Source organism: Irregularibacter muris (assembly GCF_024622505.1).
Classification (GTDB): Bacteria; Bacillota; Clostridia; order Eubacteriales; family Garciellaceae; genus Irregularibacter; species Irregularibacter muris.
In genome coordinates this window covers 92,592-114,591 of the sequence record NZ_JANKAS010000008.1, presented here as the reverse complement: position 1 = coordinate 114,591, position 22,000 = coordinate 92,592, and the positions used below count along the sequence as shown (strand labels likewise).

The 22,000-nt window shown below is 38.5% G+C and carries 23 protein-coding genes; 6 read left to right on the top strand and 17 right to left on the bottom strand.

Annotation, left to right across the window (positions count from 1 at the left end):
* Position 1: 1 nt before the first annotated feature.
* From sufB to sufU, 4 genes are read left to right on the top strand one after another with little or no spacing between them, the layout of a single operon-like run.
* Positions 2-1,411, top strand: coding sequence for a Fe-S cluster assembly protein SufB (sufB, locus tag NSA47_RS10160; protein WP_257531591.1), 1,410 nt, complete (start codon positions 2-4; stop codon positions 1,409-1,411).
* Positions 1,412-1,424: 13 nt separating this feature from the next.
* Complete coding sequence (gene sufD, locus NSA47_RS10155; protein ID WP_257531589.1) at positions 1,425-2,585, top strand: Fe-S cluster assembly protein SufD; 1,161 nt, start codon at positions 1,425-1,427, stop codon at positions 2,583-2,585.
* Positions 2,582-3,817, top strand: a complete 1,236-nt coding sequence (locus NSA47_RS10150; RefSeq protein ID WP_257531587.1) for a cysteine desulfurase — start codon at positions 2,582-2,584, stop codon at positions 3,815-3,817. Before sufD ends, NSA47_RS10150 begins: the two co-directional genes overlap by 4 nt.
* Positions 3,807-4,238 carry a Fe-S cluster assembly sulfur transfer protein SufU gene (gene sufU / locus NSA47_RS10145; RefSeq protein WP_257531585.1) on the top strand — a complete coding sequence of 144 codons (432 nt, stop codon included), beginning with the start codon at positions 3,807-3,809 and terminating at the stop codon, positions 4,236-4,238. Before NSA47_RS10150 ends, sufU begins: the two co-directional genes overlap by 11 nt.
* Before the next feature lie 109 nt (positions 4,239-4,347).
* Here sufU and NSA47_RS10140 read toward each other — a convergent pair whose 3' ends face one another.
* From NSA47_RS10140 to NSA47_RS10070, 15 genes are all read right to left on the bottom strand, one after another.
* On the bottom strand, positions 4,348-4,917 hold the full coding sequence (locus NSA47_RS10140; RefSeq protein WP_257531583.1) for a nitroreductase family protein: 570 nt from the start codon (positions 4,915-4,917) through the stop codon (positions 4,348-4,350).
* A gap of 17 nt (positions 4,918-4,934) precedes the next feature.
* The gene (locus NSA47_RS10135; protein ID WP_257531580.1) at positions 4,935-6,149 is read right to left on the bottom strand and encodes a dipeptidase; all 1,215 of its coding nucleotides are present in this window, start codon (positions 6,147-6,149) and stop codon (positions 4,935-4,937) included.
* Positions 6,149-6,901, bottom strand: coding sequence for an aspartate/glutamate racemase family protein (locus tag NSA47_RS10130; protein WP_257531578.1), 753 nt, complete (start codon positions 6,899-6,901; stop codon positions 6,149-6,151). The genes NSA47_RS10135 and NSA47_RS10130 overlap by 1 nt, the downstream gene beginning before the upstream one ends.
* A gap of 18 nt (positions 6,902-6,919) precedes the next feature.
* Positions 6,920-8,128 (bottom strand): dipeptidase, encoded by a 1,209-nt coding sequence (locus NSA47_RS10125; RefSeq protein ID WP_257531576.1) that lies wholly within the window; start codon positions 8,126-8,128, stop codon positions 6,920-6,922.
* A gap of 69 nt (positions 8,129-8,197) precedes the next feature.
* Complete coding sequence (locus NSA47_RS10120) at positions 8,198-9,817, bottom strand: ABC transporter substrate-binding protein (protein ID WP_257531573.1); 1,620 nt, start codon at positions 9,815-9,817, stop codon at positions 8,198-8,200.
* Between the two features lie 17 nt (positions 9,818-9,834).
* On the bottom strand, positions 9,835-11,454 hold the full coding sequence (locus NSA47_RS10115; RefSeq protein ID WP_257531571.1) for an N-acyl-D-amino-acid deacylase family protein: 1,620 nt from the start codon (positions 11,452-11,454) through the stop codon (positions 9,835-9,837).
* Between the two features lie 15 nt (positions 11,455-11,469).
* Entirely contained in the window at positions 11,470-12,621 is a 1,152-nt protein-coding gene (locus NSA47_RS10110; protein ID WP_257531569.1) for a M24 family metallopeptidase, read from the bottom strand.
* Positions 12,622-12,632: 11 nt separating this feature from the next.
* Entirely contained in the window at positions 12,633-13,529 is an 897-nt protein-coding gene (locus NSA47_RS15455; RefSeq protein WP_257531567.1) for an ABC transporter permease, read from the bottom strand.
* Between the two features lie 11 nt (positions 13,530-13,540).
* Positions 13,541-14,500, bottom strand: coding sequence for an ABC transporter permease (locus NSA47_RS10100; RefSeq protein ID WP_257531565.1), 960 nt, complete (start codon positions 14,498-14,500; stop codon positions 13,541-13,543).
* On the bottom strand, positions 14,500-15,480 hold the full coding sequence (locus tag NSA47_RS10095) for an ABC transporter ATP-binding protein (RefSeq protein WP_257531563.1): 981 nt from the start codon (positions 15,478-15,480) through the stop codon (positions 14,500-14,502). Before NSA47_RS10095 ends, NSA47_RS10100 begins: the two co-directional genes overlap by 1 nt.
* The gene (locus NSA47_RS10090) at positions 15,477-16,466 is read right to left on the bottom strand and encodes an ABC transporter ATP-binding protein (protein ID WP_257531562.1); all 990 of its coding nucleotides are present in this window, start codon (positions 16,464-16,466) and stop codon (positions 15,477-15,479) included. The genes NSA47_RS10095 and NSA47_RS10090 overlap by 4 nt, the downstream gene beginning before the upstream one ends.
* 36 nt (positions 16,467-16,502) lie before the next feature.
* A complete protein-coding gene (locus NSA47_RS10085) occupies positions 16,503-16,745 on the bottom strand; it encodes a hypothetical protein (protein ID WP_257531560.1) in 243 nt (80 codons plus the stop codon).
* Between the two features lie 83 nt (positions 16,746-16,828).
* Positions 16,829-18,877 (bottom strand): sigma-54 interaction domain-containing protein, encoded by a 2,049-nt coding sequence (locus NSA47_RS10080; protein WP_257531557.1) that lies wholly within the window; start codon positions 18,875-18,877, stop codon positions 16,829-16,831.
* Positions 18,878-18,962: 85 nt separating this feature from the next.
* The gene (locus NSA47_RS10075) at positions 18,963-19,604 is read right to left on the bottom strand and encodes a lactate utilization protein (protein WP_257531555.1); all 642 of its coding nucleotides are present in this window, start codon (positions 19,602-19,604) and stop codon (positions 18,963-18,965) included.
* A gap of 163 nt (positions 19,605-19,767) precedes the next feature.
* The gene (locus NSA47_RS10070; protein WP_257531553.1) at positions 19,768-20,154 is read right to left on the bottom strand and encodes a helix-turn-helix domain-containing protein; all 387 of its coding nucleotides are present in this window, start codon (positions 20,152-20,154) and stop codon (positions 19,768-19,770) included.
* Positions 20,155-20,332: 178 nt separating this feature from the next.
* Between NSA47_RS10070 and NSA47_RS10065 the strand changes: the two genes are divergently transcribed.
* Both NSA47_RS10065 and NSA47_RS10060 read left to right on the top strand, forming a co-directional pair.
* Positions 20,333-20,539, top strand: coding sequence for a helix-turn-helix domain-containing protein (locus NSA47_RS10065; RefSeq protein ID WP_257531551.1), 207 nt, complete (start codon positions 20,333-20,335; stop codon positions 20,537-20,539).
* A 101-nt stretch (positions 20,540-20,640) separates the two neighbouring features.
* Positions 20,641-20,811, top strand: coding sequence for a Spo0E family sporulation regulatory protein-aspartic acid phosphatase (locus NSA47_RS10060; protein ID WP_257531549.1), 171 nt, complete (start codon positions 20,641-20,643; stop codon positions 20,809-20,811).
* A 47-nt stretch (positions 20,812-20,858) separates the two neighbouring features.
* Here NSA47_RS10060 and NSA47_RS10055 read toward each other — a convergent pair whose 3' ends face one another.
* Positions 20,859-21,161 (bottom strand): AzlD domain-containing protein, encoded by a 303-nt coding sequence (locus tag NSA47_RS10055; protein ID WP_257531546.1) that lies wholly within the window; start codon positions 21,159-21,161, stop codon positions 20,859-20,861.
* A complete protein-coding gene (locus NSA47_RS10050) occupies positions 21,154-21,864 on the bottom strand; it encodes an AzlC family ABC transporter permease (RefSeq protein ID WP_257531544.1) in 711 nt (236 codons plus the stop codon). The genes NSA47_RS10055 and NSA47_RS10050 overlap by 8 nt, the downstream gene beginning before the upstream one ends.
* Between the last annotated feature and the right edge of the window lie 136 nt (positions 21,865-22,000).

Below are 22,000 nucleotides of genomic sequence, written 5' to 3'. Positions count from 1 at the left end.
TATGGCAAAGGAAAACAAAACCTATGTCCACGATATTGATCGGGGAATTTATGATATAAAAAATGAAGTCCGCTACACTTACAAGAGTGAAAAGGGTCTTACCCCAGACATCATCAGAGAAATATCCAAAGAAAAAAATGAACCCCAATGGATGACAGACTTTCGATTGGCCTCCTTGGAAACCTATCATCAATCTGAGCTTCCTCCTTGGGGACCGGATATTTCAGAACTGAACATGGATGAAATTGTTACCTATATCAGGCCTGATACCCAAATGCATAGCTCTTGGGATCAAGTGCCTGAAGATATCAAGGAAACCTTTGACCGGTTGGGTATTCCCGAAGCTGAAAAGGAATCCTTGGCAGGGGTCGGTGCTCAATATGATTCTGAGGTGGTCTATCACAATATTAAGAAGGAATTAACTGATCAAGGAGTAATCTATACCGATATGGAAACCGCTGTAAAGGAATATGGGGACATTGTAAAACCTCATTTCATGAAGTTGGTTCCTCCCCAGGACCACAAATTTGCAGCCCTTCATGGCGCGGTATGGTCTGGAGGGTCCTTTGTATATGTTCCTAAAGGAGTTCATGTGGATATCCCTCTACAGTCCTATTTTCGTCTAAACTCTCCAGGTACAGGACAGTTTGAACATACCTTAATTATTGTGGAAAAAGGCGCCTATCTCCATTTTATTGAAGGTTGTTCTGCGCCCAAACATTCAGTTATCAATCTTCACGCTGGTTGTGTAGAACTTTTTGTAAAGGAAGAGGCTGGCCTTCGCTATAGTACCATAGAAAACTGGTCTCGAAACATGCTAAACCTCAATACCAAGCGAGCTGCAGTAGACAAAAATGGTAGCATTGAATGGGTTTCTGGTTCCTTTGGTTCCAAAGTTTCCATGCTTTATCCCATGAGCATCTTAAAAGGCCAAGGTGCTAAAGCAGAATTTACCGGTATTACCTTTGCCGCTAAGGGACAATGTCTGGATACGGGGACTAAAGTGGTGCACGCTGCCCCCTATACTTCTTCTACTATTAACTCCAAATCTATTTCTAAAGATGGTGGAGAAGCCATCTATAGGGGCTCTGTAAGTATTGCTCCCAATGCTCATCATTCTAAGTCCACAGTTTCCTGTGAGTCTTTAATGCTGGATAACCAGTCTAAATCTGACACCATTCCAGTCATTGATGTCAAAAATGATCAAGTAGATTTGGGACACGAAGCAAAGATTGGGAGAATTAGTGAGGAAGCTATCTTTTATCTCATGACTCGAGGCATAAATGAAGAGGATGCTAAGGCTATGATTGTTCGAGGTTTCGTGGAACCCATTACCAAAGAACTTCCCTTAGAATATGCCGTAGAGATGAACAATCTCATTAATCTAGAACTTGAAGGCAGTATAGGGTAAAGGAGGTAAGTAAATGAAAACGGATATTTTACAAGAAATTAATAGAAAAGAAACCCTTCATCTAAATAGATTACCTGCCATTACATGGAGATGGTTAAAGGTAAATGATTTCCCCCTAAAGGGATTAAAAATAGACAAAATTCAACCTTTTATTGAAAATGATATTCAATCCTCTGCCCAAGAAGGGGTGGAAATAAAATATATTTCAGAAAATGTTTATAATTACGAGGTAGAGAAATACTTTATGTCCCTAAAATCCCCAGGTATATCTGAGGAAATAACACAACTCGCCCATCAACAGTATAATACCGGATCTTTCATTAAGATTTTAGAAAACCAAAGGATAGCTTCTTCCCTTTGGCTATCCTATAAATCCAGCAAAGAAAGTCCTACCATCATAGATAAACATTTGATTATCGCCGAAGAAAATAGTGAATGTACCATTATCATGGATTATTCTTCTGAAGATCTTAGCCCTGCTTTTCACAACGGTCTGACTAGGATATATGCCAAAGATGGTTCTAAAATAAAACTTGTTAAAATACAGACTTTAAACGATAAATCCCTCAATATGGATGCCCATATCGCCTTTGTGGGCTATGGTGCCCAAGTGGATTACGTGTCCATTGAACTAGGAGCTGAGAAAAGCTTTACCAGTTATACCTCCAATTTAGAGAGAGAAACGGCCACCTCTCACTTAGATTCGCTATATTTAACGGACAAAAAAAGAGTACTGGATATGAACTACATCATGAATCATATTGGTCGAAGAACCCTCAGCGATATTCAGGTCCGGGGCGCTTTAAAGGATGAATCGAAAAAGACCTTTAAAGGGACCCTAGATTTTAAAAGAGGGGCCCGTCTTTCCCGTGGAGGGGAAGAAGAATATGCCATCTTACTGGATCCTAAAGTACACAATAACGCCATCCCTCTTTTACTCTGTGAGGAGGATGATGTCCAAGGTCAGCACGCCGCCAGTGCAGGGCGTATTGATGAAAACAAGCTCTTTTATTTAATGTCTAGAGGTTTTTCCCAAAAAGAGGCCAAGAAAATCATTATTGAATCCTCTTTCCGCCCCATTATTGATAAAGTCCCAGTGGAAGAATTGAAGAAAAAAATTCAAGACAATATTGAAAGTCGTTTGATGAAAGATGAAGGAGGGAAATCTCTATGAGCTTAAACATAAATGAAATAAGAAAGGATTTTCCCATTCTGGGAAAAAAGGTAGGAGAGAAAAATCTTATCTATTTGGACAATGCTGCCACCACCCAAAAACCAGCCCGAGTCATAGAAGCCCTTACCTCCTATTATCATCATGCCAATGCAAATCCCCATAGAGGGGCTCATTATTTAGGGGTTTCCGCTACCAAATTATATGATGATTCTAAAGATGTGGTCAAAGAGTTTATCCACGCCAAAAGTCATCGGGAGATCATATACACTAAAAATGCTTCAGAAGCCCTTAATCTGTTAGCCTACACCTATGGCATGACTTTTATTGAGGAGGGAGATGAAATCCTCATCTCTATTTTAGAACATCATAGTAACCTCATCCCCTGGCAACAGGTAGCCAAAGCCAAAGGAGCGATTTTAAAATATCTTTATGTCAATGAAGAAGGGATTATTCCTTCCTCCGAAATCAAGGAAAAGATTACCCAAAGGACCAAGTTGGTAAGCGTCACTCATGTTTCCAACGCTCTAGGCACCATTAATCCTGTAAAAGAGATTATTGATCAGGCCCATAAAATGGGGGCTAAAGTTATTCTAGATGGTTCCCAAAGTATTCCCCATATGGCAGTGGATGTACAGGAATTGGATGCGGATTTTGTGGTATTTTCCGGTCATAAAATGTTAGCTCCCATGGGCATTGGGGTCCTCTATGGAAAAGAAGAGTTATTAGAAAAACTCCCCCCCTTTTTATATGGGGGAGATATGATTGAATATGTCCATGAACAGGAAAGCACTTTCGCAGAGCTTCCCGAGCGTTTGGAGGCTGGCACTCAAAACGTTCCTGGGGCCTTGGGGCTTATGGAAGCTATTGGCTATCTTGAGAATATCGGTATGGATGAGATTGAAAAAGTAGAAAGGGAGCTTACTGCCTATGCTATGGATAAAATGGAGAAACTGGATTTTCTAGAAATCTATGGCCCTAGAGACATCAAAAAAAGAGCAGGAATCATCTCCTTTAATATTAAGGATGTTCACCCCCATGATGCAGCCACTATTTTGGATTCCTATGGAGTAGCTGTACGGGCCGGTCATCATTGTGCCCAACCCTTAATGCGATATATGGGGATCAATGCCACTACAAGGGCTAGTTTTTACTTCTATAATACCAAGGAAGAAATCGATGTCTTTGTGGAGAGTCTGAAAAATGTAAGGAAGTGGTTAGGATATGGATCTTAATTCTATTTATACAGAATTGATTATGGAACACAGCCAAAGTGGACACAACGAAAAAAAGTTAGGTCAATGTACCCATTGCAAAAGAGGACATAATCCTAGCTGTGGAGATGAGATCACTTTAGAGTTAATTATAGAGGAAGACATGATTAAGGATGCCGCCTTTCATGGAATGGGCTGCGCTATTTCCAAGGCTTCTACCTCCATGATGATTGATCTGATCAAAGGGAAAACTAAAGAGGAAGCTCTCTCTTTGGTAGACACCTTTATTGGTATGATTAAAAAGGATATTACCGATGATGAAGAATTAGAACAATTAGAAGATGCTATGGTATTAAAAAACATTTCCAATCTTCCTGCCAGGGTAAAATGTGCAGTATTGGCATGGCATACTTTAAAAGAATCCTTACAAGTAAGCAGCTAAGGTCGCTCTAATGAAATAACAGAGAAAAAGTCCAAAGAGGATAACCATAGGTTATCCTCTTTGTTATTGAAACAGAAGGGGGTGTAGGGGGCAAATACCCCCTATCCAATTATTCTGAAATTTTCTTCTTGGAAAACGTCTCAAAATGGATAATATTTTGAATATCAATTTTAGGACGCTTAAAACAGACTTCTCCTGTATATCCTATAGGCAAAATGGCTATTGGCTCATAATATTCTGGTAAATGGAGTACCTCGGAAAGTTCTTCTTTTTTAAACCCGCTAACATAACAGCTTGCCAATCCTAAATACACTGCTCCTAAAAGCATATTTTCAACACATGCAGAAGTATCAAGATAGATCAAAGATTCCAGGGAAGTTTCCCCATAACGTTTTTTTACCTTATCCCTATTTCCACAAACCACAATAAATACTGGGGCAGAAAACATCCATTCCTGGGGTTTTCCACTTATCTCATTATTCCCAATAAAGGTAGTATCCACAATCCTTCTTTTTTTTCCTTCATCTCTTATGACGATAAATTCCCATGGCTGAATGTTTCCGGCCGAGGGAGCTGAGTGTCCATAATCTAATATCTTATATATTAACTCTTCAGAAACTCTCTTAGGTAAATAGGTTCTAATGCTCCGTCTTTCACGAATAATCTCATCTAAATTCAACCTAAGTCCCCCTTTGTCTATGATCTCCATACTTTGTCTAATACGCTTAAGATATTTCCACCTAATACCTTTGTGATATCAGAGTCCCTATAATTTTTCTTCACCAGCCATCTCAGAATGTTTTTCGAAGCTTCGGTTGGGTTTTCTAGCCCTTTTACATATTCTACCTTTTCAAATTCTAAACTCCCCTGGGTCTTCTTTGTGGAGAGTTGACTAGCATATAAATTGTGTATGCCTACATGATCTCCATATAGAGCATCTGGTCCAAAGGCTACATGATCTATGCCTACCAAATCCACAATGTACTCAAAATGTTCCATATAAGAATCTATGGAATGTTTTAAATGATTTTTTGTAAGGGTTGTGTGGGGTGCGGCTTCAATACCGATTACCCCTCCCCTTTGGGCGCAAGCCTTTAAAACCTCATCAGGGGACAAGCGTTTACTATCCCATAGAGCTCTGGCTCCCACATGGGTAAGGAAAATAGGGTGCTCACTCTCATGGATGACATCCAATGTGGTTTTATATCCTGTATGGGAGCAATCAATAGCCATTCCTACTTTATTTAGTCTTCTAACAGCTTTCTTTCCAAAGGCCGTCAGACCACCGTCCTTGTCTTCTTTAATGCCTGAGCCAAGATTATTGGATTCACTATAAGTAATGCCCATCATTCTCACCCCAAAGCCATATAGGATATCAATTCTATCTAGCTCATTTTCTATGGGTGCTGCTCCTTCCACACTTGCCACCCAGGCAATTTTTCCTTCCCTATAGGCCTTATGAATATCCTCAACTTTTTTACAGTGAATGAGAAAATCCTGATGGGCCAAATCACAAAGTCTCATTCCCAAGTCATAGAGGATATCCTCCCATTTCCATCCATTGGCTGAAGTAATAGTGGTAGTACCATCTAACATATTATCAAAGACAGCATCGTAATAGGACTTTGAAAGTCCTTTATAGGCACAATGATCCCTGCCCACTCGGGTATATTCAAAAACTTCATCTAAACTCTCTGGAAGACGAGTAGGGTGATCATGGAGAGAAATAAAAATATTATCCCTAGCCAATCTTTCTACCCTCTCCTCCTCTTCCGGTTGAAGAGAAACTAAGTATTCTTCTACTCTTTCAAGTTCCTTAGCCATTTTAAAACGCTTAAAGTCCTTTTCATCTAAATAGCCATAGGCTTGGTATCCATCATATCTTTTATTTAAACCCATAACATCACCCATTACTTTCTTAGATATAAGTCATCTAGATTTTTTACTCTGCCACTACTGATTTTTGTCGGTGTAGCAAAGGCAGTTTTTGAATGCATTAATCCGCTACTTACCAATGCCTCAGCTATTTTAAGGGCTGCCTTGGAGGGATTTACTACAGGAACTCCAACAGCTTTTTCTATTTCTTCAGCTACATTTAAGAAGCCCATAGACATGCAACCAAGGGCCAAGGCATCTGCTCGGTCTTCCTTTACTGCCTTTTTCCCAGCAGCAATAATCTTTTGCATAGACTCTTCTCTATTGGTCATTAATTCCAGTACAGGAATATTTACCGCTACAACTGAAGCCAGTTTTTCTAGCACTCCAGCTTTAAAGGCTAATTCATGGCTGCTGGGAATTAAGGTTTCCTCTGGCGTAATTACTGAAAATTTATGCCCCAACATAGCCGATACAATCATACTGGTTTGCCCAGGACCTACAACCAGCATTTTGTCGGTTAATTCCCTTATGGCATCCAATCCAGGGTCGCCTGCACAGCCCAAAATGGCAGCATCATATCCCTCTTCTTGCATTGCATAAGTAAGTTTTGCCGCAGCGGGAATACTGAGATACTCTTCATACATACTTTCTATGGATGCTGGCCCTTCTGTTACACACACAAGGTCCACTTCTGTACCGGGAAATGCCCATTCTCTGAGCAGTGCTTCTCTTCTTTTTTGCTCCTGCTCCTCCATCAAACCAGGGACTACGTATACAATCTTCATCTTCTCACCTCTTTCATTTTAAACCCAAACTTCTTTTAAAAGCCTTAGGACATTGCCCCCCATTACTTTCTGAATATCTTCATCGGAATACCCGGCTTTTACCAGATAGCGAAGAATATTTTTAGAGCCCTCTGTTGGATTTTCTATGCCCTTTACATATTCCACTTCCTCAAATTCATTGGTATTTCCTTGGGTACTCTTTGTAGATAGATGAGCGGCAAAGGCATGGTGCAGACCTACATGGTCTCCATACAAGGTATCTGGTCCAAAGGCAACGTGGTCTATGCCCACTAAGTCCTTAACGTACTCAAAATGTTCCATATAGGAATAAATGGTATGGGTAGTATTGTCTTTGGTGATGGTTGTATGGGGAGCAGCTTCTATACCAATGACTCCACCCTTTTCTGCACAGGCCTTTAACACATCGTCAGGAGTAAGCCTTTTGCTATCCCATAATGCCTTAGCTCCTACATGGCTCATAAAGATTGGTTTCGTACTATGGGCAATAACATCCTTTGTGGTTTCTATTCCCACATGGGAGCAGTCAATAGCCATTCCTACCTTATTCATTCTCTCTACTGCTTTATGACCAAAGGCAGTAAGTCCACCATCTTTATCTTCCTTTAATCCAGAACCCAACTGATTGGATTCACTATAGGTAATCCCCAATACTCGAACTCCAAATCCATATAGAATATCAATTCTATCCAATTCATTTTCAATGGGTGCGGCTCCTTCTATTACAGGCACAAGGGCGATTTTCCCTTCCTTATGGGCTCTATAGATATCTTCAACCCTCTCACATCTGATGATAAAATCCTGTTGGGCCAAATCACATAGACGAATCCCTAAATCATGCAATACTTCGCTCCATTTCCAGCCAGCCTTAGAATGAATAGTACAGGTCCCATCCATTAGATTATCAAATACGCAGTCCCAGTAACTTCTTGATAGTTCCTCATAGGCACAGGATTGCCTTCCCTCTCTATTAAACTCAAAGACATCCCTCATAAGATTCTTAGGAAATAGGACTGGATGTTCATGTATAGAAATACAAATGGTATCCCTTGCCAGTCTGGCTAGCCTTTCTTCTTGTTCTTCTTTTAGGGGTATTAAATACTCTGGGAAAATTTTATCTCCATCGCAAAGTTCAAAACTTCTATAATCTACTCCTGCTTCTAAATATTCATAGGCTTTATATCCCTTATATTGTTTATTGGTTCCCATAATCTAAATCCTCCTTTTCATTTTCATACTGCTCCCCTTCTAGAAGGGGAGCAGTATGAATTTGCTTCATTATTTTACCTGATGCACCTGCTGTAATGATTGTGGATCCACTAAACCCTTTAAGTTAGAGGGCAATAATCTAAATCCATCAAAATTATTTCTATAGGCAAAGTTTAGTTTCTTTACAAATACAGGAATATCTGGAACTTCCTTTACAATTTCTTTTTGGAATACATCCATATCTTTCATAGTCTCTTCTTCTGATATGGAAGACTTCATATTCATCATGGCTTCATCAGCAACTGGGTTGCTCCATCCCATAAAGTTTAGAGCGGCAGTAGAGTGGAACAAAGTAGACAGGGATGACTCCATATCATCTAGGATTCCCCATGTGCCAAGGCTAAGTTCCCATTCATGAGTATTGTATAGTTTATCTGATTGAAGAGATTTATCCATTGGTTCTGGTATGATTTCTATTCCGATATCTTTCATTTGATCTACCAATATTCTCGCCATCTTCTCATGTTCAGTTACAGTGCTTGCAAACATTACTTTAAAACTTAATTTTTCACCACTGGGGGCATTGAGTACACCGTCATTATCGGTATCTTTATATCCCGCATCGGCTAGTACCTTCTTTGCCCCTTCTACATCGTAGTCTGGTAAATCATTTCCTATTTGAAACTTTTCATACACTGGAGATACATATCCAGTCATTTCTACGCCTTCGCCATCAAATGAAAAATCTATGACTTTTTTTCTATCTACAGCCATTGCCATTGCTGTTCTTAAAGCGTTATCCTGCAACAATTTATTACTGTGTAAATTTATTGCCATATGCTCATATCCTAAGGACATATTTTGTACTACAGTAAATTGATCATCCCCCTGTATTTCCTTTGCTGCTGCAGCAGGAATTTCCTTTGCTGTTAAATCAATGTCTCCTGATTTTAAAGCTAAAACCATGGTGTTTACATCTGGATAAGGCTTGAAGATCACTTTATCCAAGTAAGGTCTTCCCTCAGGGGACAATGGCCACTGCTCAACACTTTCTAATACATAGTACTGACCTCTTTCATAGTCGGTAAGCTTAAAAGGCCCAAGGCCAACAGGTTTGTCATTGGTAAAGTTTTTTACATCTTCAACTTCTGACCAAATATGGGCAGGTACAATTCTTTGCCAGAATCCAATCGTCGTAATAAAGGTTGGGAAGGGTGTAGATAAAGTAAATACAACCGTTTTGTCATCGGGTGCTTCCATAGTTACCCCTTCAAGAACCTCATATTGCCATTGAAGTTTTTCCTTTTCTAAAATCTCATAGGTATAGATAATGTCTGCAGAAGTAAGAGCTGTCCCATCTTGCCACTTTAATCCATCTTTAAGAGTAATGGTGACGGTTAAGCCATCCTCTGATATTTCTGGTTCCTCAATAATATAAGGTACCTTATTTCCCTCTTCATCCAACACCATTAGCGTTGGATAGATATTGTTTAAGATCCAGGAACCTGCCATATCATTTCCAACTAAAGGATTCAATGTATCTGGATCGGCAAAGGTTCCTATATTTAATGTCCCACCAAACTTATCCCCCTTCTCATCTGGTGCATCGCTTGATGATTTCTTGGCACAGCCAGCAAATATTCCCGCAAGGAACATTACGGTTAAAAGCAAAGCCATTATTTTCTTCATTTCAATTTCCCCCTTTTTTATTTTTGGTTTACTATCACTTCTCCGGCATAGGTTTTTAATACATTGCCTTCTTCTAAGGCTATCTTGCCATTTACTAAAACATATTCTACTCCCTCTGCATTCACTTCGGGATTGGTATAATCTATCTCGGTAGGTGAAGGATAATGATATTTATCTAAATGAATAATTGCTATATCTGCTTTCATCCCTTCCTGGAGTATACCTCGATCTTTGATTCTAAACTGCTGGGCTGCCAGGGAAGTATTTCTCCTTACAATTTCTTCTACAGCCACACCTCCTTCTCGATACATATTCATGAATATTGGAAAACCACCTCGTCTTTGCAACTCATACCAAGAACCTACATCCCAAGGCTCCCCAAATATAATATCTGTTCCTACCATAACAAGAGGGTTATCTTGAATGTTCTTAGGATGGGGTCCAATGGGGAAATCCTTTCTGCTGGGTCCACCTAGCCAGAAGGTATACTGATCATTGTCATCCGCCAATAAATCTAACAATACCTGTTGGGGATCTTCAATCCCCTGCTCATTGGCAATCTCTTGGATAGATTTATATTCAATCTCCGCATTGCCAGTATTGATAACAAAAACCTGATTCATATCGTTCCCGAAAATATAGGCATCTTCCAATACCAGTTTTCGACCTTCTGGTGTTCTTAAAGCCGCTTTTACTCCCTCTACTCCTTGATCAAAAAGCTCAGAGGAAACCGCCATAATAAACTGAATTAATCTATCCTTACGTGTACAATGACCAGTACTTCTGGGAATGGTATCAATAACAATTTCCAGACCTTTCTTGCTGGCTTCCAATACTGCATCAAAGGATTCAGGAGAAGTAGCCGTCAGATGGGATACCTGTACCCTAGCCCCTGATTTTTCCCCAATCTCAATGGCCTCTAAAGTGGATTCTAAATAGCCCTCATAATATCTTGCATGGGTGGCATATACCCCCTCATGCTTTGCCACTACCTTAGCGCATTTAATAATCTCTTCTGTATTGGCGTATCGGCTAGGGATATAGGATAGACCGGTGGAAATACCCAAAGCCCCTTGCTCCATACCTTCCTCAATATATCTTAAAATATCCTGTTCCTCCTCAGGTGTTGGAGGCCTATCCTTTGATCCGCCCATAGCCGTCCATCGAATGGTGCCATGGCCTAGTAAAAGCCCTAGATTAATATTGATTCCTTTTTCCCTGATAATGTTGCAATACCCCTCAAAAGTATTCCAACTAGGCTGTTCTTTTTTATATTTTTCCTTAGCCTCTTCTGTAATCAAACCATTTAAATAGTAATACTCATAAACATTTGCAGAATCCAAGGGTGTCACTGAATGCCCACAATTTCCATTAATGGTTGTCGTAACCCCTTGTTTTAGAAAAACTTCAAAACTACCATCATGTAGTGCAGTGGTTTCAAAGTGTACATGGGGATCAATAAATCCTGGGGATACCATTTCCCCCTGGGCATTAATAACCTTTTCTGCCTCTCCCTGAATTTCCGGGGATATCTTTACAATTTTATCTTCCTTTATCCCAATATCCCCAATAAATCCGGGTTTGCCTGTACCATCTACAATAAATCCCTTTTTAATCAGTACATCATATTTTCCCATTCTTTTTACTCCCTTCTATAACCTAATGATCATGCTATCTAAATCCTTTGGATATTGGGTTAGAACTTCACATCCATCCTCTGTAATCACAATGGTATCTGAATGTCTAAATCCTGAAAATCCTTCCATATAAATCCCTGGCTCACTGGAAAACACCATCCCGGGCCTCATTATGGTACCATCTCCCGCTGCCACATAGGGGGGTTCATGTTCTTCTAAGCCCTTTCCATGACCTGTTCTATGCCTAATATACTCTCCATAGCCCCCATCGGTAATGAACTTAATGACTTTTCTTTCTACTTCTTCACAAATTGCACCGGGCTTCATCAATTGAATGCCTAATTCTTGAGCTTCTTTCATTACCTGGAAGGCCTTTATTTTTTTATTATCTGGCTCTCCCGCAAAAAAGGTTCTCTCACATTCTGTTCGATATCCCCATACATTGGTGCCGCAGGATAAAATCATAGTATCTCCCCCCTCCACCATCTTTCCACTGGGTAGAGCATGGGGCATTGCGGTTCTGATTCCACTAGGGACTAGAGCCCCAGCAGGGCCACCGGGGACATAGATGACCTCTCCCAACTCTTCAATCATCTTATCTACCGTTTTGGTAATCATACGGTTAAGGAGGCCCAACTCGGTTACTCCAGGTTTTAACATTTCTTTTCCTACTTGCACAATATAATCAGAATAAAGGGCAGATTTTCTTAACATGTCAACCTCTTCTTGGGACTTTATCTGCCTTATGGTCATCATTTGATCTCTAATAACCACATAATCAAATATTTCCTCCAACCTCTGATACCCGTGAATATCTACCTCATCCACTGCAATTCTTTTTTTATTTGAAAGCTTTGTCTGAATATTTTTATTGATAAAATCATATAAATCGGCTTTAGCATGAAAATCATCGTCATAGGCAAATACCTGGGTAAATTGTTTTAACTTTTTCGCCCCATGATATTCCATTTTTGGAGTGAAGGCGTAAACTTCACCTGTTTTATGGATATAAATCACTACCGGTCTTTTGCCTGGATAGTAATAAAGTCCTAAATAAAAGATATTATAAGGATTAAAGCTTAGATAGCCATCTAGTCCTTCTTCATGAATAAATTTTACGACTTCATTGATTCTTCTTTGGTATTCCTCTAAGGTAAATCCACTCAATACTCTTCCTCCTATTCTCTACTTATTCTTGGATTAAGGGCATCCCGCACCCCCATACTTAGGAAGTTAAAGGAAATTACGAAAAACATAATGGCCATACTTGGGAAAAGGGAATACCACCATGCTGTTCCAAAGGCCCCGCTTAAATGGGCATTATTTAGTATCTTTCCCCAGCTATAGGCTAAGGGATCTCCTAAACCTAAAAAACTAATAGAAGATTCTGTAATGATAGATGTTGCCATAACAATGGTTAGATTGACAAAAATAGGTGTACTGGCATTGACAAAAACATGTTTATATATAATGCTCCTTGTACTAATCCCAAGGCTTTTCGCGGCCTCAATATATTGCATCCCACATACCTTTAAGGTAGAAGCTCTAGTAATCCTTGCTATACTGGGCCAGGAAAAAACACCGATAATAAAGGCCACCGTATTAATGCTTGTGGTTTCCAAAACCGCTGCCGTGATAATCATTAAGGGAAGCATGGGAATGGTCAGAAATACCTCTGTCAGTCCCATACCCAAGGTATCAAAAATTCCTCCATAGTATCCCGAAAGAAGTCCTATAGGAACACCGATAATCATGGCCACCAGTACAGCAATAACTCCTACTTTGATAGAAGACCGTGTACCCCACACCACCTGAGAAAACAAATCTAACCCCATATCATCCGTTCCAAATAGGTGGGTAGCTGAGGGAGCAAGTAATTTATCTTCATAAACTCCATATCCACTAACCGGTTCTGCAATTAGAGGGGCCAATAGAGCTACAAGAATAATAAGGGCCACACCTACTAATCCAATCATCCCTAATTTATGTTTTAGAAAAATCTTTATTTCCTTTTCCCATCTCTTTTCCTTGGCTGTTAGCTTACTGGGTTTTTTTATGACTGCTTCGCTGCTCACATTTTTCACCTCTAATCTAATTTAATTCTTGGGTCAAGATAGGCACAAAGTAAATCTGTAATAATATTCATAAGGATTACACTTAAAGCCAATATAATAAAAGAACCCTGGAGTACAGGAAAGTCCTGTTGGCTTACTGCCTGATAAACCATTCTTCCCACTCCTGGGTAGGCAAAAACCGTCTCAGTCAAAACGGCTCCCCCTACCATGGCCCCAAGCATTAAACCTGCTGAGGTTACGGTAGGAATCATGGCATTTTTGGTGGCATGCTTCCAAATTACTTTGCTCTCTTTCATTCCCTTGGATCTGGCTGTTCGAATATAGTCCTCAGATAAAACATCAATTACGCTGCCCCTGGTGTATAAAACATAGTTGGCCAGATAGATGAAAATTAGAGTGATCACCGGCAAAATCAAATGTTTGGCTACATCAATAACAAAGGCTATTCCTGAATCTACTCCCGGAGTATAGGCTCCTCCAATGGGTAAGACCCCCATTTTATAGCCAAAGAAATAGAGAAGGGTAAATCCTAACCAGGGAACAAAAATAGATATTCCAAAAATGGAAACCCCATTAATACAATGATCTAGAGCACTTCCTCTTTTATACCCTGAATATATACCTAGAGGAATGCCTAAAAATAAGGTAATCACCTGAGTAACAGTCATTAACAATAATGTCCAGGGCAGCCTCTCTAAGATCATCTCCATGACTGGCCTTTTCTGCATAAAGGATAAACCTAAATCCCCCTGTAATAGATTTTTAATATAGGAGAAATATTGAAAGATCAAGGATTTATCTAATCCAAAGTCCGCCAACATCTGATTTTTTTGTGCTTCTGTCATCCTAGCGTCCATTAACATGGTGGTCGGATCTGCGGGCATAAGCCTTACAATGAGAAATGTTAGGGTAATGGTAATAAAAAAAGTAATTAGGCCTTTAACCATTCTTTTCTGAAGATATTTTCCCACTAGTTTCCCTCCTTTTCTGTATATAGGTGGCATCTTATCCCATGGCCCCCTACCTCTATCATTTCAGGATGCACCTTGGTGCATATATCCATTCTTTTAAAACAGCGATTGCTGAATTTACATCCCTTTGGCGGGTCAGATGGGCTAGGAATATCTCCCTGCAAAATTATTCTTTTCTCCTTCTTCCTTGGATTAGGCTCTGGTATAGCAGAAATCAATGCCTGGGTATAAGGGTGTAGAGGTCTTTCAAATAACTTTTCCTTATCACAGATTTCTACAATTTCCCCTAGATACATCACCGCGATTCGAGTACTTAAATACTTCACCACACTTAAATCATGGGCAATAAAAAGATAGGTGAAACCAAATTCCTCCTGTAAATCCTTAAATAGGTTGATGATCTGGGCCTGCACCGAAACATCCAGGGCAGATACGGGTTCATCAGCAACAATCACTTTAGGGTTTAAGGCTAATGCTCTAGCGATACCGATTCTTTGCCTCTGGCCTCCACTAAACTGATGGGGAAAGCGATGATAATAATCCGGATTTAGTCCAACCCGTTCAAGAAGCTCCATAGTTGTTTCCACCGCATTCTTTTTCGACATCAAACCATGGGAAAGTATAGGCTCTACAATAGCCTCTCCCACCGTCATCCTTGGGTTTAAAGAAGCATAGGGATCTTGAAAAATCATTTGGGCATTTTTTCGAAAGCTCCTAAGGTCTTTTCTTTTCATCTTGCTAATGCTCTTCCCCTCATAAGTGATTTCCCCTTGAGTAGGCTCCAATAGTCTTAGAATGGTTCTTCCTGTTGTGGATTTTCCGGAACCACTTTCTCCAACTAATCCCAGGGTTTCTCCCTTATACAAATCAAAGCTTACATCTTCCACAGCCCTTATTTGCACTTTGCTTTTTTGCAGAACACCTCCCTTTAGGGGGAAATATTTTTTTAAATTTTTTACTTCTAATACCTTTTCCATCATTCAACACCTCCTTGACTCTCGGCACTAAAGCAGCTGACAAGATGTCCCTCCCCTATTTGTACCAGATTAGGATTTTCATGATAACACCGATCTTTGGCCTTTTCACATCTTGGAGCAAATCGACAACCCTCTGGGAAGTCCTTTGGAGGAGGGACAGTTCCCCTGATGGTGTGCAAACGGCTCCTCATATCATTTAAAGCCGGCAGGGATTGTAATAAGCCTACAGTATAGGGATGTTGGGGATTGTCATATAAGCTATAGACATCTGCCTTTTCCACAACACGACCTGCGTACATCACAATCACGCGATCACACATCTCAGCCACCACCCCTAAATCATGGGTAATCAAAAGGATAGAGGCATCGCTTTTATCCCTTAGTTCTTTGATTAAATCAAGAATCTGAGCCTGAATGGTCACATCCAAGGCGGTGGTAGGTTCATCAGCAATCAAAAGCTTTGGGTTGCAGGCCATGGCCATAGCAATCATTACCCTCTGTCTCATCCCTCCAGAAAGCTCATGGGGATATTGCTTAATCACTTTCTCTGGGGAAGGGATAGAAACCAGTTTTAATTTTTCTATAGTAGCTTCCATAGCTTCTTTTTTCGTCCTATTGCTATGCAAAAGCAGCATTTCAGAAATCTGGTCACCAATGGTAAAAACAGGATTAAGGGAGGTCATGGGTTCTTGAAAAATCATGCCAATTTCGCTACCCCGTATCTTAGCCATTGTTCCTTCAGGAATTTTTAACAAATCCTCATCCTTAAATAAAATCTCTCCCTCTGATACCACAGCAGTTTTAGGCAATAATCCCATTACTGAAAGGGACGTGATACTTTTTCCACAGCCTGATTCCCCTACTAGCCCCACAATCTCACCTTTATTTATAGAAAAGCTGATATGATCAATGACATTCACCAATTCATTTTCAACCTTAAAGTTTAATGCAAAATTCTTTACCTGTAGTAATTGATTTTCTTCCTTCACTCTTTAACACCTCTCTTATAAATTAATTAAAACCCTCTATCCAAGAGCCAAAGGAAAATTAGCGATCAGATAAATATGCATTTTCCCTATTGGGGCTTTTAATGAGCAATTCCCGTGCCAAGATGTCCAAAATCTTATTTTTTTGCCTAATAAAAATAAAATTCCAAATAAAAAAAACACCAAACTCCTTATTTTAAAAGGGTTTAGGTGTTTATAATCTTTTATATTTATTTTTTCTTTAGAAATGATGAAAACGAAATGCATTTTTTGAATTTTCATTTATTTATATTTATTCAATAAGTTTTATTTTTATTAGGTTCTTTTTAGTTGTTTATCCAATCAAATATCGTCCAATTAACAACCTAATTCTTGTTGTCCCAATCCGTTAAAAAATGTCTCCCCTTTTCAGTAATCATGCTTCCTTGTTTCGTACTTCTTACTTTCACAAAGCCTATTTTTTCTAAATCCTTTAATCTAAGCCTTACCTGCTGAGGGGATAAATCTATTCTAATGCTTTTTAAAATCTCGGATATTTTATTCCTTCCTAATTTCATTCCCAATTCTTTGGTATTATCCAACACCTTTAACACGGCTATATAGTCTTTCATATCCTCTAAGGGCAATAAATTAAAATCAATTTCTCCTGGGGGAGAGCCCTCTCCCTTGCTGTATTGATCAATCCCATCGATAAAATCTCCGGGGAGATCCTCCTTACTTACCCATTCACTTTCCACAATATTGTCAATAAAATAAATTAGATTTTCCAATTCCCGAATATTTCCCGGCCATGAATATTTCAAAAATATTTCTTCTACTTCTTTCGTTAACTTTTTATTGCTTCCCAAATTTTTAAAAAAGTATTTTGCCAATAGGGAAATATCCTCTTTTCTTTCCTGAAGGGTGGGGACATTTAGATACAGGACCTTTAATCTATAATATAAATCCTTTCTGAATTTTTGCTGTTCTACAAGTTCTAATAGATTTTTATTTGTAGCAGCAATTACCCTGACATCTATGGGGATAATCTTAGAACCTCCTACCCTCATAATTTCTTTTTCCTGTAACACACGCAAAAGTCGTATTTGTATCTGCGGTGAAGTATCTCCTATTTCATCAATAAAAATTGTCCCCTTGTCAGCCTGTTCAAATAAACCTGCTCTTCCTCCCTTAGAGGCTCCCGTAAAAGCTCCTTCTTCATAGCCAAATAATTGGCTCTCCAGTAAGCTCTCTGAAATAGCTGCAAAGTTTACAGCTACAAAGGGTTCATTTTTCCTCATAGAATTTTTATGAATAGCCTGGGCAAAAATTTCTTTACCCGTACCATCCTGTCCTTGAATGAGTACCGTCAGGTCGCTTTTAGCCACTTTTTTAGCAATATTAATTTGTTCAATTAATTTTTTACTTACTCCTACTAGATCATTGAAATTATATTTTGCCACAAAACCTTTTTTAAATAGCTTCTGTCTTACCTCTTTTTCAAGATTTTGAATATGCACAATCTCTTGAAGACCTAGGACATATCCCTTTAGGATACTTCCCTGATACAATAGGGTCTTATTTAACATAAACTTCTTGTTATTTATATCAACAATCTCATGATCTATATATTCTAAACTCAATATACTATCGATTATCTTTTTGTTTGAAATAATTTCTACAATATTTCTTGAAAGCATTTTTGTTTGTTCATACCCTAAAAGCTTGGCAAATTTTTCATTCACAAAGAAGAGATTTCCACTTACATCTAAGGCCGCTATCCCATCATTGGTTACCTCAAAGGTTGCCTTCAATATTTTATTAGTTTCAATATTATACCGATTTGCCTGGACCATTTCCTTAGAATACCTCTCGGATAATATCTGAATATCCTTCAAGGGTAGATTTAATTGAAGGAATATTTCGATAATTGAAGATATATCAATAATTCTTACTCCGATATCAATAATTCTCTTTACTCCAGGGGGAACTAGGTGAGTGCCTCCTGGAGTAACTGCTATATCTACGATTTCTGCGTCGCATCCTGGATAGTAGGGGATAAAATTGATATGATCAATGCCTACTTTTTTCAATTCATGGATGGTTTCCTTGGCAGTAAAAAGTTGATTGTTGACTAAGAATACCCTTTGTCCTGTATTGATGCTAATGACCTCAGTAATGTTCTTTAGATTAATAGTTCTCCTGACAGGAATAATAGGAATTGTCTTGGTGATTTTTTCTTTAATGGTTTGTACGAGGTGTCTACTTGTGCAAACCATAAGGTCTAATCCTTCGGTGGGAATGACTTCCTTTTCATCTAAAAGAATAGGAACAACTTCCACTTCTTTTTGGAAAACTTCATTTAATTGCTCTGTTAAAGCGATATTTACACTATAATCCATAGAAATCATGGCAATTTTTTTCCTATTCTCCATCATTCTCCCCCCTCTTTATTAACTTATATTTTTGTATATCCTTATAATACAACATCTCTTTTCCCATGGATTTGCTTTATTTTCATCAATATCCCAGTTCTTGATTGACAAGAATGACATGAATTCTATCGGCTTCCAATTGTCTTTTAATCAATACATATTCATTACAAATCCGATCTGCACTATGACAATCTCCACAATAGCCAGTCTTGGTACAAGGGGTGGTTTTATTTAGTCTCTTGTTGTTGGCGGGACCAGAAATAGATTTATTTCTTTCAACAGCTTCCTCTACATTCTTTACAATTTTATTTATCCCCGCTACTACAATGACCTTATCTGGACCGTAGATCATAGCAGCTACCCTATTGCCTCTTCCATCTACATTATAAAGTTCTCCTTGTTCTGTAATGGCATTACTGCTGGTGAGATAGGCATCGGCAAAAAAGCTTTTGCGATAGATGTCTTTGATCTCCTTAGGGGTTAACTCTGGTGCATATCTATCTAGATATTCATACTCTCCCTTTTTTAGGATATCCAGGGCACCTATTTCAGATAAAGTAGCAGAGCCCCCTACCGAAACGACATCCCCTTCCTTTAAAAGAGATCTTATTTTTTCTAAGGCCTCCTTCTCATCCTGTACGTAGTACCCCTTCATATTATTTTTTTCAAGGTTTTTTAGGGTTCTTTCCACTTTTTTACTTCTAACAAATTGCAAATTGCTATCCATGTACAATCCCTCCTAATCAATCTCACTCTATTCATAGATCTATTATAATATATAAAAAGAAAAATAGTAGGTGGGTCTTTGATCTCCCGATGTTTTTTCTTTATTTAATTCCCATCAAATGATTAAAATTTAATCATTTTAAGCTAAAAATAAAACCTGAATCTTATTTATTGTTGTTTTCTTGAGGACAAAGTTTTTGTTGGGTAGCTACATTGATATAGCCTTGTATATCTCGTCTCTTTTCCCTATCTAATATTCTATAAGCCTGGAGAAGATATTCCTCTTCATTATTAAATAGCAATGGTGGAGAGGTTTCTTTAACCACCTCATCCATATATGTTGTTATAGGTGGTTCACCAGTAAGAAGCCAGTCAATAGATACATTAAACAATTTTTTAAAGGCAATAAGAGAATGGGCAGATGGTGCAAATTTATCATTTTCCAATTCACTTAAATTTCCTGTAGATATTCCGGTTTTTTCTTTTACATTCATTAAAGACAATTTATTCATTTTTCTAGCATAGCGAATCCTTTTCCCTATGGTATCCAAAATGTTCACCTCCGAATTCTCTGAAAAAAGAGATCTTGTCAAGAATAGGTTGACTTTCTCTGATATCCGATATAATATAGTGGTACAGATTAATTATTAAGCATTTATTAATGTTGATATTGTACCATAAATTTCGGATAAAAGAGAATAAATATTTATCAAAGGTGGATGAATGGGGATGAGAAAAAGAAAACTTACTCCTTTTGGATTACGAGTAAAAAATAGGCTAGCGGACTTAAACATGTCTCAGAAAGTACTGGCAGAAAAATTAGGTACTTCTGATGTTTACCTAAGTATGATTTTATATGGAGAGCGATCAGGGGATATGTATATTGAAAATATTAAGCTTTTTTTAAATATTGAAGACGATTGTTTTAAAGCCTAAGCACAATAAATAAAGTCTTCTTTTCGCTCTAATGATATTCTGGACTATTCTAGAGATATAATAGCTAGTCCACTCTACTATTTTTTAGGAGGCTAGTATGAATGAATAACGCTAAAGCAATAACCTTAAAACATCAATTAGATACAATCCGCTGTAAATTAGAAAATATTCTCTGTGAAGGAGAAATAAGCTCAGAAGAAGTTTGCAATATGAGTAGAACTCTTGATCAATTTATTGTAATTTATCAAAGACTAATGCTTGAAAAGAAATAAGTGCTATTATTGAGGATAAAAGCTCCCTGATGGGAGCTTTTTCTATATCAAAGAGACAGTAGGATAAAGGCTACCAATATAGAACCCAACACCGATACGATTATTCCCCCCTTATACCAACCATAGATAAAGGCAAAGGCTATTCCTCCTAGGGAAGCCATAGGTATTTTGGGGGTGGCTGTAAAAACTCCTGGGATAATGAGCGCCCCCAAAGCCGTACAGGGGATATATTTTAAAAACTCATGTAATCTAGGAGGCAACTCCCTTTTGGATATCATGGCAAGGGGCAAGTATCTAGGTATATAGGTAACTAAGGCCATAGCTAAAATAAGAAATAAATAATTACTCATAGGATGCCTCCTTTCTTTCAAATAAATATACTCCTATAAGGGAAACCAATAGAATAGATAAAACAATATTCCATCCTTGAGGTAAGATTTCCAAATAGGAAAGCAAGGTATTTACCATACCTGAAAGAATAGCTAAAAAAGCAATCTTTTTAGACTTTTTCGCTTCAGGGATTAAAATAGCTACAAACATGGCATATAAGCCCACTCCCATACTAGCTTGAATGGTCTCCGGCAATACTGCTCCAAGAAGATACCCCAATACCGTTCCCCCTACCCATGATAGATAAGAGATCATCTGCAGAGTGAGTATATATTCTCGACTAAGTTCTCCCTCTTTAAAGGAAATCACTGAAAAGGCTTCATCGGTTATCCCAAAGGCCAATAAGGGGAGCCATTTTTTCCCACACTTTGGTATTCTCCCCGCTAGAGAAGCACTCATGAGAAAATGTCTAAAATTAACCAATAGAGTGGTTAAGATAATTTCTCCTAAGCCCACTCCTGCATTTAATAAATTCAGTGCCATGAACTGACTGGCTCCCGCAAAAACCATGACTGAAAATAAAAAGCTATCCAAAAACCCTATACCGGACGTCTTAGATAATATGCCAAAGGCCATAGCTATAGGGATATAACCAATAACGATAGGCAATCCATCCACCAATCCTTTTTTTATTTCTTCCTTTTGTGCTAATTTCCTTGCCATAATCTGTCTCTCCATTCTTTCTTGTGTATACTGTATCTTGCTCTTGAATATTAGTAGCTATTATAGTGCTTCAGTCTTTGATTGTCAATATAGTATAAATATTCTGTCACCTTTCTTTATTGGAAAGATACAAAAA